Genomic DNA, 11758 nt, shown 5'->3' with positions numbered 1-11758 from the left:
AACACCGAGCGGACAGCAGCTCTGACAGACTTCCTGCACACCTACAACCACCACCGCTGCCACACCGCACTCGGCGGCCACCCACCCATCAGCCGCGTGAACAACCCTGCGGGTCAATACAGCTAGGGCCTGTCCGATGGGTCGGCGCGGCGTCGCGGCGTCTGGCACGCACGACCCTCCGACGAGTGGGTGGACCAGTCGTGCGGAACGGCCCCACTTCGGCCGCGCCCGACCCGCGAGGCGCTCGGCTCGGCCGACCGTAAGGCGACTGGCAGCTGGGTGAGCGCGTCGGGCGCCCGCACTCCGACGGTTCGCAGTGGCTCCTGAACAGGGCGGCTCGGGATGCCGACGACGCCCGCGGCGACCTGCGGCGGTCACGCGGAAGCGCGGCCAGCCCGGGCATGCGCTTCCTCCGAGGGCACCGGCGTCGCTGCGGTGCCTTACTCGCGGCGCCCGGAAAACAGTGAAGGCCCCCTCCGTGGAGGGGGCCTTCGTGTGGAGCGCCCGGCAGGCCTTGCACCTGCATTTCCCATCGGATGATGGGCGTCTTTCCTTGGACCACAGACGCGTGACTCCCGTGCCGTGCACCGGAGTTACGTGTAAATCATACACCGGCTCCGGGCGGCTCGACGCCATCCGCCGCGCGCCTCCGGCCCGTCGGGCGTGTTCGTCACCCCACCTGCCCCGCCACCCATCGCAGCAGGGCGGAGCGGCCGCGGTCGGGCACCGTCCACAAGGCGTGTCCCCGCACGCCCCAGCGTCGCAACAGGGCGTTGGCGGCGAGGAAGCCGGTGGTGGCCGCCCGTTCCATCAGGGCGACGGGGAGGTCGGTGCGGACCACGTCGCCCGCGAGGACCAGGCCGGGTGTGGGCGTGCCCACGGTCGGGCGGTCGGTGTGGCCGCCGACGGGGAACAGCGGGCAGTCGGCCCGCCACTCGTGGCGCGCGTCGACCACCCGGGCCCGGCTCGTCTCCGGGTAGACGCGGTGCAGTTCGGCCTGGAGTTCCTTCCGCGTCGCGGCCCGGTCGGCGCGGTCGGGCAGCGCGTACGCGTGCAGTTCCACGACGGAGCCGCCGGTGTGGGCGGCCCAGCGCGCGGCCTCGCCCTCCCAGCGGTCGAGCACGCTGACGTTGTCCAGCGGGCCGAATCCGCTGGTGCCGAGGAAGCCGGGCCGGTCGGCGCGCACCGGCTCGTCGAGCCACAGACGTGACACCAGGAAGGGCGGCGCGGTGCGTAGGCGGGCCACCCGCTCGCGCCACCGGCTGTCCCCGAGGCTCTCGGAGCGGGCCACCAGCGAGCGCAGGCCCGCCGCGTCGAGGGCGAGTACTACGGCGTCGTACGGTTCCTCGCCGCTCGTGGCGGTCACGATGAAGCCGCCCGCGGGCAGGGCCGACACCCCCTGCACCGCGGTGCCGGTGAGCACGCGGGCGCGGAGCCGTCCCAGGCGCTCGGCGACGGGATCCCACAGGGCCTGCGGGAAGGGTTCCCGGGGCACGTCGAACAGCAGGCCCTCGGACGAGCCGAGGAAGTACACGTGGAACATCAGCGCCATCTCCGCGGCCGACAGTTCGCGCGGGTCGGCGAAGAAGCTGCGGGAGAACACCTCGAAAGCCAGGTGCCGGGCCGCGGCGGGGAAGTTGATCGCTTCCAGGAAGTCGTGGGCGCTGAGCCGGTCCAGTCGCTCGTACACCTCGGGGACGCGCACGTCGAGCAGGGGCAGGGCCGCCCGCGGTCGCATCCGGGTCAGGTCGCGCGGGGTGAAGGACTCGCTCAGGGCCACGAAGCCGAGCGCGCTCAGCGGCGGGGTGCGCGGCACGCGCCGGAAGCTGTCCTGCCGGCCGCCGCCGTGGCGCAGGGGGTAGTCGGGCAGGGCGGTGAGGCCGGACAGGAGGGGGTCGGTGCGGCGCAACAGGGCGCGCAGGTTGTAGTACTGCCGGAAGAAGGCGTGGAATCCGCGGCTCATCGTCGCGGCCGAGCCGTCGGCGAGGCGCGTGGGCCAGCCGGCGACCCGGCCGCCGAGCTGCGCCTCGCGTTCGTACAGCGTGACCCCTACGCCGCGTTCGGCGAGGGCGGTGGCCGCGGTCAGTCCGGCGATGCCGCCGCCGACGACCGCCACGCGCGGCGCCGCGTCCCGGTCGGCGCGTGGGGCACCGGGCGGGGCGGGCAGCAGCCGCGCCCGCCGGTCCCGGCCGGGGCGGGCCGGGCGAGGGCGGGCCATGGGGCGGTGGCGCGGGCCTCCGCCCATCGGGCCGCCGGTCGCCGGGCCTCCGCTCGGGTCTCCGGCCATCGGGCCGCCCGTCGCCGGGCCTCCGCTCGGGTCTCCGGCCATCGGGCCGCCCGTCGCCGGGTCTCCGGCCGTCGGGCCGCCGGTCGCCGGGTCTCCGCTCGGGCCGCCCGTCGTCGGGCTTCCGTTCATCGGGCCACCCCCTCGGAGCTACCCGCCGGGCGACGGGCGACGAGGGTATGGGCGATGCCCGTATGCCACCCCGGCAGGGGCAGCACGCGTACCTGTTCGAACCCGGCCCGCCGTACGCGTTCCGAGAGCTGCCCGGCCGTGTCGAAGGTGATGACGCTGCGCCACAGGTGCCGGTAGAGCGGCCCGTCGCCGAGCAGCGTGGCGATCGGCAGGATGACCGTGCCGCACACCGCGGTCCACACCGCCCGGTGGACCGCTCGGCCGCTCAGTGTGTACTCGTGCACCGCAAGGCGGCCGTGCGGAGCGAGCAGGCCGCGGGCGGAGGCGAGTACGGCGTCCGGGGCGGCGGCGTTGCGCAGCAGGTAGGCGGCGAAGACCGCGTCGAACGGGCCGTGCACCCCGGCCTCCGCGAGGCGTTCCACCGGCGCGTGCACGAAACGTACGGGCCGGTGGAACGACCGGCGGGCGGCGCGCCGCAGCATGCCGGCCGAGGCGTCGACGGCGGTGAGTTCCGCGCCGGGCAGCAGCGCGGCCAGGGCCGCGGTCGAGGCGCCCGTGCCGCAGCCGAGGTCCAGCACCCTCAGCCCCGCGCCGGCCCGCGGCAGGCCGAGCCGCCGCACGGAGCGGCGCAGTTGGGCGTGGTAGCCGGGGTTGGCCGCCACCAGCGCGTCGTAGCTGCGGGCGGCGTGGTCGAACGCGGCTGCCAGGTCGGCGTCGCGCAGCACGGTCGTCATGCCATCTCCGAATCGGATCGTCGGGTACTCGGGTACTCGGGTACGGGGGGTCAGGCCGGGGGGTGGCCGCGGCGCGGCGCGAAGGGGAGCGCGAGCGCGGAGCCGAGCATCGCGGTGACGGGCACGTGCAGGCCGATGGACAGGTCCTCCGGCAGGCTGGTGCGCCCGTCGAGGAAGCGCAGCAGGCGGGGCGCGGGCACGCGCGTGAACAGGCGGGTGAAGAACGCCGGGCCGTCCACGCGGCCGTGGTCGAGCGCGTGCAGGAGTACGGCGTCCATGAGCCGGGAGCGGGCGGAGTGGGCGCGCGGCGGAAGGGGGCGGCGTCCGGCGTGGAGCGCGGCGGCCACCGCGCGGGTCTGGCGTTGTACGGCGCTGAAGGTGTAGCCGGTCGCGGGCCGGGTCGCTCCCGCCGCCGCCCCGAGGGGGAACACGCTCGCGGAAGCGCGCCGGGGGAAGGCGCCGTCCGTCATCGGGATCACGCCCTGTTCGGTCGCGGTGACCTCGTGCGGGCCGACACCGAGGACCTCGGTGAGGTAGTGCCGCAGCGCGTGGTCGTACGCGTCACGGTCGAGCGGGCGGCGGGAGAACTCCGTGTACTCCACGAGCGCCTCGCACGGTCCGGTGGGCAGGACGTATCCGAACGAGAGGCCGTGCGCGGGCTGCGGCGTGCGGAAGTCCATCAGCTCCACCGCGGAGGGGTCGAACTCCGGCACCCGGGTGCGCACGAACCAGCCGCGGAAGTGCTGGAGCAGTGTCGTGCGCGCGGGCGGCAGGCGCGCGGGCGGCCGGGAGTCGAGGACCCAGCGGGCCCGCACTCGCACCGGAGAGCCATCGGCCCGGCGGGCGTGCGCCACGGCGCCGCCCGGCACGGACTCGACCCGCTCCACGAGGGCCTCCTCGCGCCGCACGCACGGGCTGCGGGCCAGCACCTGGTCGGCCAGCGCCTCGAAGGCCTCGGAGTCCAGCATCTTGTAGCGCAGCGGCGCGAGCGCGGCGTCCGCCGTGAGGCCGCCGCGGGAGCGTACGCGCAGCCGCTGCCAGGAGGCCGTGACCGCCTCGTCGTACGGCCCCGGCCCGGGCTCCCAGTAACACCAGGTGCGCCGCGCGGCGCGGAAGGGGCCCGGCGGCGCGGCGAGGAGCACCGCCGTCACCCGGCGCGCGCCCAGCGGCGGCCGCGCCAGGCGCAGCGCCAGCGAAAGCCCCGCGGCCCCGGCGCCCACGACGGCGACGTCGGCGTCGGCGTCCACATTCACGTCTGCTTCCTTCCCTGGCCGAGTGGTCCGGTCAGTCTTCTCACCCGGCGCCCCACGCGGATGCAGCCGGGAGGGTGTCGGGCCCAAGGGCGCCCCTCGCGGCGAGATGTCCACCGAACAGCGCATCCGCGCGGCCCTCCCGCGCGGAATGTCTCGCCAGGAAGGCCTCGCGAGGAAGGCCTCACGAGGAAGGCCTCGCGAGGAAGGCCTCACGAGGAAGGCAGAGGACAGCACCAGCACGACGCACGCGAGACGCATGGGGCGCCGGACATCAGGTCCTGTCGCCCCGACCGGCGAGAGGATCCGCGATGTGCTCCACCCAGGCGATCGGCCGGCTCACGGCGGACCCGCCGCACCGGCCGCCCGGCCCCGAGGACACGGGGGACACGGGGGACGCAGCCGAGGCCCGCCCCGGCCCAGGCCTCAGCCCGAGCCTCAGCCCCGGCCGCACCCTCGCCGCGCGCGTGGTCGACGACGACGTGCCAGGTGCCGTCGGCCAGGAGCTGGAGCGGCTGCTCACCGACCGCCTCGCCCGCTGCCGCGGCCTGGACGCGGTGTTCGCCCACGACATCGCCGAGCGGGTCGCCCGCTTCACCCGCAGCGGCGGGCGCCGCGTCCGCTCCCGCCTCGTGTGGTGGTCCCTGCGCGCTTGCGGCGGGGGAGAGGACACCGCCCAGACGCGCGCGGCGCTGCGGACGGCGGCGGCGCTCGAACTGATCCAGACCTGCGCCCTGGTCCACGACGACCTGATGGACCAGGCGTCCACCCGCAGGGGCGCCCCCGCCCTGCACGCCGACGTGACCCGTCAGTACGACGGCCGCGCGCCCCGGCCCGCCGCGAGCAGGCTCGGCGGATCAGCCGCCGTCCTCGCCGGGGACCTCGCCCTCGCCTGGGCCGACGACGCGCTGGCCGACCTGGTGCTCGACCCCGGCCTCCGCTCCGGGACCGGGCACAGGCTCAACGAGGTGTGGCGCACCCTGCGCACGGAAATGGTGGCCGGGCAGTACCTCGACGTGCAGGGCCAGGCCACCTCCACCCACACGCTGGACCGGGCGGTGCGCTCCGCCTGCCTCAAGAGCGCCCTGTACACGGTGGAGCGGCCGCTGGAGCTGGGCGCCGTACTCGCCGGAGCCGACGACGCCACCACGCTCGCGCTGTGCCGCGCCGGACGCCGCGCCGGTCTCGCCTTCCAGCTCAAGGACGACCTGGACGACCTCTTCGCCGATCCCGAGGTCACCGGCAAGCCCTCGGGCGGGGACGTGCGCGAGGGCAAGCCCACCTATCTGCTGGCCGTGGCCCGGGCCCTCGCCACGACCGCCGGCGACCGTACGGCCCTCGGCCTGCTGGAGCGCGCGGTGGGCCGCGCGGACCTCCCCGACAGCGAACTCGCCGCCGTACGGGACGCCCTCGTCGCCACCGGCGCGCGCGACCTGGTGACAGCGAAGATCACCCGGCTCCGCGGCCAGTGCCTGCGCCACCTGAGCACGGCCGCACTGGAGCCGCGCGCGGCGGCCCGGCTGCGCGCCGTGCTGGCCGAGATCACCGGCACGCCCGGCCAAGTGCCCGAGGGCGGCGGCCCACCGCTCGCCGCGGCCCTGGCCGCCACGGGATGGGAGGCGAAGCGTTGACCAGGAACGTCAAGGGGCCCACCGACCACGTGGTGGTGGTCGGCGCGGGCCTGGCCGGCCTGTCCGCCGCCCTGCACCTGCTGGGCGCGGGCCGCCGGGTCACGGTCGTGGAACGCGATCCGCAGCCCGGCGGACGGGCCGGACGCCGGGCGCTCGGCGGCTATCTGACCGACACCGGGCCCACCGTGCTCACCATGCCGGACATCGCCGACGAGGCGTTCGCCGCGGTCGGCGCCTCGCTGCGCGAGCGCGTCGACCTGATCCCGCTGCACCCCGCCTACCGGGCCCGTTTCGCCGACGGCAGCACGCTGGACGTACACACCGACGCCGACGCGATGGAGGCGGAGATCGAGCGGTTCGCCGGGCCCGCCGACGCGGCGGGCTACCACCGGCTGCGCCGCTGGCTGCGCCGGCTCTACGAGGCTCAGCGCGGCCGTTTCCTCGACGCCGACTTCGACTCGCCGCTGCAACTGCTCACCCCCGACCTGGTCCGGCTCGCGGCCCTCGGCGGCTTCGGCCGCTGGCAAGCGCGCATCGACCGCCACCTGAGCGACGAACGCCTGCGCCGCGTCTTCTCCTTCCAGGCCCTGTACGCGGGTGTCTCGCCCGAGCGGGCCCTCGCCGCCTACGCGGTGATCGCTTACATGGACACCGTCGCCGGGGTGTACTTCCCGCGCGGCGGCATGCACGCCCTGCCCCGCGCCATGGCCGACGCCGCGGCCGGGGCCGGGGCGCGGTTCCACTACGGGCAGCGCGTCACCCGCCTGGAACGCACGGGTGAGCGCGTCACCGCGGTGGTCACCGAGGGCCAGCGCATCGCCTGCGACGCCGTCGTCCTCACCCCCGACCTGCCGGTCGCCTACCACCTCCTCGGCCGCGCCCCGCGCCGCCCGGCCCGCCTGCGGCACGCGCCGTCGGCGGTGGTCCTGCACGCCGGCTGCGACCGCACCTGGCCCGAACTTGCCCACCACACCCTGTCGTTCGGCCACGCCTGGCGGCGCACCTTCCACGAACTCACCCGCACCGGCGAGCTGATGAGCGACCCCTCCCTGCTGATCACCCGACCCACCGCGACGGACCCCGCCCTCGCGCCGCCGGGCCGTCACCTCCACTACGTCCTCGCGCCCTGCCCCAACACCACGATCGGGCCCGGTGCCGCCGAGTGGACCGACCTGGCCCCGCGCTACCGCGAAGGCCTGCTGCGCGAACTCGACCGCCGCGGCCTCACCGGCATCGCGTCCTCCATCGAGCAGGAGTGCCTGGTGACCCCCGCCGACTGGACCGGCCAGGGGCACGCCGCGGGCACGCCCTTCTCCGCCGCGCACACCTTCGCCCAGACCGGCCCCTTCCGCCCCCGCAACCTGGTGCGCGGCACCACCAACGCCGTACTCGCGGGCTGCGGCACCACCCCCGGCGTCGGCGTGCCGCCCGTGCTCCTCTCGGGAAAGCTCGCCGCCGCCCGCATCACCGGCGCCCGCGCCGCCACCGGCCGCCGCCCCGTGGGAGCACGCCCGTGACCGCCCGCGAACTGGACGCCGCCCGCATCACCGACCGCCGTCTGCGCGCCGCGTACACCCACTGCCGCGACCTGAACGCCCGCCACGGCCGCACCTACTTCCTCGCCACCCGCCTGCTGCCCCTCGAACGCCGCCCCGCCGTCCACGCCCTGTACGGCTTCGCCCGCTGGGCCGACGACATCGTCGACGCACCCGACGGCGACCACGCCCACGCCCACGGCACCGACCCCGGCGGTGAGGCACTGCGGCGGACCGCTGCCCTGGAGCGGCTGAGCGACGACCTGCGCCGCGGCCTCGCGGACGGCCGGGGCGGTCTCGCGGCCGGGCGGGCCGCCGCGCCCGTGGTCACCGCTCTGGCTGACACCAGCCGCCGCTACGCCATCGACCATCGCCACTTCACCGACTTCCTCACCGCCATGCGCAGCGACCTCACCGTCACCGAGTACGCCTGCTACGACGACCTGCGCGCCTACATGCACGGCTCCGCCGCGGTGATCGGCCTCCAGATGCTGCCGGTCCTCGGCGCCGTGGTCCCGCGCGAGGAAGCGGCACCCTACGCGGCCGAACTGGGGGTCGCCTTCCAGCTCACCAACTTCCTGCGGGACGTGGGGGAGGACCTCGACCGAGGCCGCGTCTACCTCCCCCTCGACCTGCTCGCCGCGCACGGCGCCGACCGCGAACTGCTGCGTCACTGCCGGGACAGCGGCCGCACCGACCGCCGGGTCACCGCGGCCCTGCGCGAGTTCGAGGCCCTCACCCGCGCCGCCTACCGTCGCGCGGCCCCCGGCGTGGCGCTGCTCGAACCCGTCGCGCGGCCCTGCATCCGCACCGCGTTCGTGCTGTACGGCGGCATCCTCGACGCCGTGGCCGCCGACGGCTGGACGGTGCTGCACCGCCGCGCGGTGGTGCCCCGACGGCGTCGCGCGCTCGTCGCGGCCGACGGGCTGCTGCGGGTCGCCGCGGCCCGCCTCGCCGCCCGGCGCGGGCACGCGCCCGCCCCCGCCGCCCTCTCCCGCCCGAAGGAGCCCGCGTGACACCCGCCAAGCCGCCCCGGCGCGGACGCCTGCCCCTGCGCCTGCGCCGCGCCCCCCTCGCCCGGGAACGCCGGACGCCGACCTGGCGCGAGGCCCGGCCCGCGCTGATCGCCGAGGCCCTCAAGCGGGCCCAGGCCCGCCCCGGCGGCAACTGGTACGCGGTCGGCGCCTCCCGCGCCCTGCGCGCCGACCGGGCCCTGGCCCGTACCGTCGCGGGCCACGAGGTGGTGCTGTGGCGTACCGCGGAGGGCCGCCTCGTCGCCGGGCCCGGCATCTGCCCGCATCTGGGCGCGCCCCTGCGCGACAGCCCGGTGCGCTGCGGCACCCTGGTGTGTCACTGGCACGGACTCGCCCTGGACGGCGCGCCGTTCGCCGGCTGGGAGCCCTGGCCCGCCCACGACGACGGCGTGCTGCTCTGGGTACGCCTCGACGCGGCCGCGGACGAGGAGCCGGCCGCTCGGCCACCGGTGCCGACCCGCCCCGCCGCGGCCGCCGCGCTCACCGCCGTGTACACGGGGGCCGGCGTCTGCGAGCCGGAGGACGTGGTGGCCAACCGCCTCGACCCCTGGCACGGGGCCTGGCTCCACCCCTACTCCTTCGTCGACCTCACCGTCGTCGGCACGCCCGGCCCGCCCGCCCAGGCCGACGCGAACGGCACGGCCGACGAGACCGACGCGGACGACGCCTTCACCGTCGACGTCTCCTTCAAGGTCGCGGGACGGCTCGTCGTCCCCGTCCGCGCGGTGTTCACCGCTCCCGGACCGCGCACCGTCGTCATGCGCATCACCGAGGGCGAGGGCAAGGGCTCCGTCGTGGAGACCCACGCCACGCCCCTGGCACCCGACGCCTCGGGCAGGCCGCGCACCGCCGTGGTGGAGGCCGTCGTCGCCACGTCCGACCGGCCGGGCTTCACCGCGGCCCGCCGGGCCACTCCGCTGCTGCGCCCGATGATCAGGTACGCGGCGGGCCGCCTGTGGCGCGACGACCTGGCCTACGCCGAACGACGCTGGGCGTTGCGTGCGTCGGGGCGCTTCCCCGGATGAGCGGGGGCGGCCCGCCCCGCACAGGCCCGGAGGGGCGGACGGACCGGATCCGGTCCGCCCGCCCCTCCGGGGCGTTCGCCGGCTACGGAAGGCCGTGCACCTTCGGGCCCACGGCGTTCGACCACGCGTGGCCCGCCGTCGCGTCCCAGTTCGTCGACCACGTCATGGCGCCGCGCAGCGACGGATACGTCTTCGACGGCTTGAAGGAGCCGCAGCCGGTGCCGCGGGTCAGGCAGTCCAGGGCGTTGTTCACGACCGACGGGGCCACGTAGCCGCTGCCCGCGCCGCGCGTCGACGCCGGGACGCCGATCCCGACCTGCGAGGGGTCGAGGCCGCCCTCCAGCTGGATGCAGGCGAGCGCGGTCAGGAAGTCCACGCCGCCCTGGCTGTAGACCTTGCCGTCACAGCCGAGCATCGAACCGCTGTTGTAGTACTGCATGTTGACGACCGTGAGGATGTCCTTCACGTTCAGCGCCGTCTGGAAGTACCCACCGGACGTGGACTGCATGTCGATGGTCTGCGGTGCCATCGTGAGCACCATCTTCGGGCCCGCCTTCGCCGAGAGCTGGCGCAGCGCCTTGGTCATGTAGGTGGGGTTGAGGCCGTTCTCCAGGTCGATGTCGACGCCGTTGAACCCGTATTCCTGCATCAGCGCGTAGGCGCTGTTGGCGAACGCCGTCGCGGAGGCGTCACTGTTGACGGAGATGGTGCCCTTCTCACCGCCGACCGAGAGGATGACCGACTTGCCCGCGGCCTTCTTCGCGGCGATGTCCGCCTTGAAGTCGGCGGTGGAGGCGTAGCCGACGGCCGGGTCCAGGTTGAAGGTGATCTGCCCCGGCGTGGGGGTGGCGTCGGCGAACGACACGGCGATGATGTCGTACTGCGAGGACACGTCCCGCAGCTTCTGCACGGTCGCGCCGTTGTTGAAGTTCTGCCAGTAGCCGGTCACCGCGTGCCGGGGCACGGCGCCGTCGCCGCCGCCGTCGCCCTTGGGGGTCTTCACGGACACCGCCGTCGACTTCGCCGACTCGCCCGCCGCGTTCGAGGCGCTCACCTGGAAGCTGTACGTGGTCTCCGGCGTGAGGCCGGTGACGGTCGTGGAGGCACCACTGGAAGAGGCGACCTTCGTCCCGTCGCGGTAGACGGTGTACCCCGTCGCCGTGGACGAAGGCGTCCAGGACAGGTCCACCGATGTGGGTGTCGTCGTGCCCGCCGCGAGACCGGCCGGGACGGGCGGTATCTCGACCGGGTCGGGACCGCCGCCCCCGTCGGGCCCGAAGACGCTCACGTCGTCCACGTAGTACGCGCTCTGTCCGTACCAGCCGTGGGTGTACACGGTGACGGAGGTGGTGTTCGCGCCGGTGGTGAAGCTGGTGGAGAGCTGCTGCCAGGACGAGGTGCCCGGCGTCCAGGTCGACACGTCGGTGGTGCCGGTGCCGCGGGCGCCGAGGTAGGCGTAGCTGCCCTGCACCCAACTGCTCAGCTTGTACGTCGAGTTGGGCTTCACCGCGACGATCTGGGAACACTCGGCGGTGCCCTGGCCGGACGGGGTCGCCTTGAGCGCCTTCGCGTCGCCGTGCACGGGGGAGGTGACGGACGCGCCGCTGTTCGCGGCGCAGGTCCAGTTGCTCAGGTCCGCCTCGAACCCGGCGTTCTTGGCGACGTTGACGTCCGCCGCCGCGGCGCCGGCCGCTGTGGTCCTCGCGGCCTTGGCGTCCGCCGACTGCGCGGGCGCGGCGAGCGCGGTGACGGCGAGGGCGGCGGCCGCGCCGACGGCGATGGCCGCGCTGATTCTCCGGCGGAGGCCGGGCCTGTCCTGACGTACCTGATCCACGGGGTGCCTCCTGGGGGCGAGGTGACGTACGTGAGCGACGACGGCGGCCACCGCTGTTGCGCCAAGTTGGTCCAGACCAATCGAGTTGTCAAGACCCCGGGAGAGGAGAACCCGCGACGCGGTACTCGACGGCCGCCACCGCACGGGCCCCCCTTCTCCCAGGACGCACCCCGCCCGGCCCGTGTCGTCGAGCAACGCCAGGGGCCAGCCGGTGCTTTCCGTCCCTCCGCCACCGGCAGTGCGTACACGAGAGCGCACTCCCACAGCCCGGGGGCGCACGACCGGCGGGTGTGCAACGC

Annotated in this window: 8 protein-coding genes and 1 pseudogene; 5 read left to right on the top strand and 4 right to left on the bottom strand. The window is 75.4% G+C overall.

Going from position 1 to position 11758, the window contains the following annotated elements; genetic code table 11:
- Positions 1 to 126, top strand: a pseudogene (locus AC07GB_RS22105) (IS481 family transposase); the annotation flags it as partial.
- Between the two features lie 544 nt (positions 127 to 670).
- On the opposite strand, the gene AC07GB_RS22100 reads toward AC07GB_RS22105, so the two are convergent.
- The 3 genes from AC07GB_RS22100 to AC07GB_RS22090 form a co-directional block, all read right to left on the bottom strand.
- Positions 671 to 2218 (bottom strand): FAD-dependent oxidoreductase, encoded by a 1548-nt coding sequence (locus AC07GB_RS22100; RefSeq protein ID WP_478847953.1) that lies wholly within the window; start codon positions 2216 to 2218, stop codon positions 671 to 673.
- A 194-nt stretch (positions 2219 to 2412) separates the two neighbouring features.
- Positions 2413 to 3150 carry a methyltransferase domain-containing protein gene (locus AC07GB_RS22095; RefSeq protein WP_478847930.1) on the bottom strand — a complete coding sequence of 246 codons (738 nt, stop codon included), beginning with the start codon at positions 3148 to 3150 and terminating at the stop codon, positions 2413 to 2415.
- Positions 3151 to 3200: 50 nt separating this feature from the next.
- A complete protein-coding gene (locus tag AC07GB_RS22090) occupies positions 3201 to 4397 on the bottom strand; it encodes a lycopene cyclase family protein (RefSeq protein ID WP_478847951.1) in 1197 nt (398 codons plus the stop codon).
- A gap of 314 nt (positions 4398 to 4711) precedes the next feature.
- On the opposite strand from AC07GB_RS22090, the gene AC07GB_RS22085 reads away from it, so the two are divergent.
- From AC07GB_RS22085 to AC07GB_RS22070, 4 genes are read left to right on the top strand one after another with little or no spacing between them, the layout of a single operon-like run.
- Complete coding sequence (locus tag AC07GB_RS22085) at positions 4712 to 6031, top strand: polyprenyl synthetase family protein (RefSeq protein WP_478847929.1); 1320 nt, start codon at positions 4712 to 4714, stop codon at positions 6029 to 6031.
- Positions 6028 to 7548, top strand: coding sequence for a phytoene desaturase family protein (gene crtI, locus AC07GB_RS22080; RefSeq protein ID WP_478847927.1), 1521 nt, complete (start codon positions 6028 to 6030; stop codon positions 7546 to 7548). The genes AC07GB_RS22085 and crtI overlap by 4 nt, the downstream gene beginning before the upstream one ends.
- The gene (locus tag AC07GB_RS22075) at positions 7545 to 8582 is read left to right on the top strand and encodes a phytoene/squalene synthase family protein (protein WP_478847925.1); all 1038 of its coding nucleotides are present in this window, start codon (positions 7545 to 7547) and stop codon (positions 8580 to 8582) included. Before crtI ends, AC07GB_RS22075 begins: the two co-directional genes overlap by 4 nt.
- Positions 8579 to 9625, top strand: a complete 1047-nt coding sequence (locus AC07GB_RS22070) for a Rieske (2Fe-2S) protein (protein ID WP_478847923.1) — start codon at positions 8579 to 8581, stop codon at positions 9623 to 9625. Before AC07GB_RS22075 ends, AC07GB_RS22070 begins: the two co-directional genes overlap by 4 nt.
- Before the next feature lie 82 nt (positions 9626 to 9707).
- Here the strand turns inward: AC07GB_RS22070 and AC07GB_RS22065 are convergent, their stop codons facing one another.
- Entirely contained in the window at positions 9708 to 11459 is a 1752-nt protein-coding gene (locus AC07GB_RS22065) for a chitinase (RefSeq protein WP_478847921.1), read from the bottom strand.
- Between the last annotated feature and the right edge of the window lie 299 nt (positions 11460 to 11758).

It is taken from the genome of Streptomyces sp. NPDC045778 (assembly GCF_056431945.1).
The sequence above is the reverse complement of the archived record's forward strand: the minus strand, read 5'-3'. Positions and strand labels throughout refer to the sequence as shown.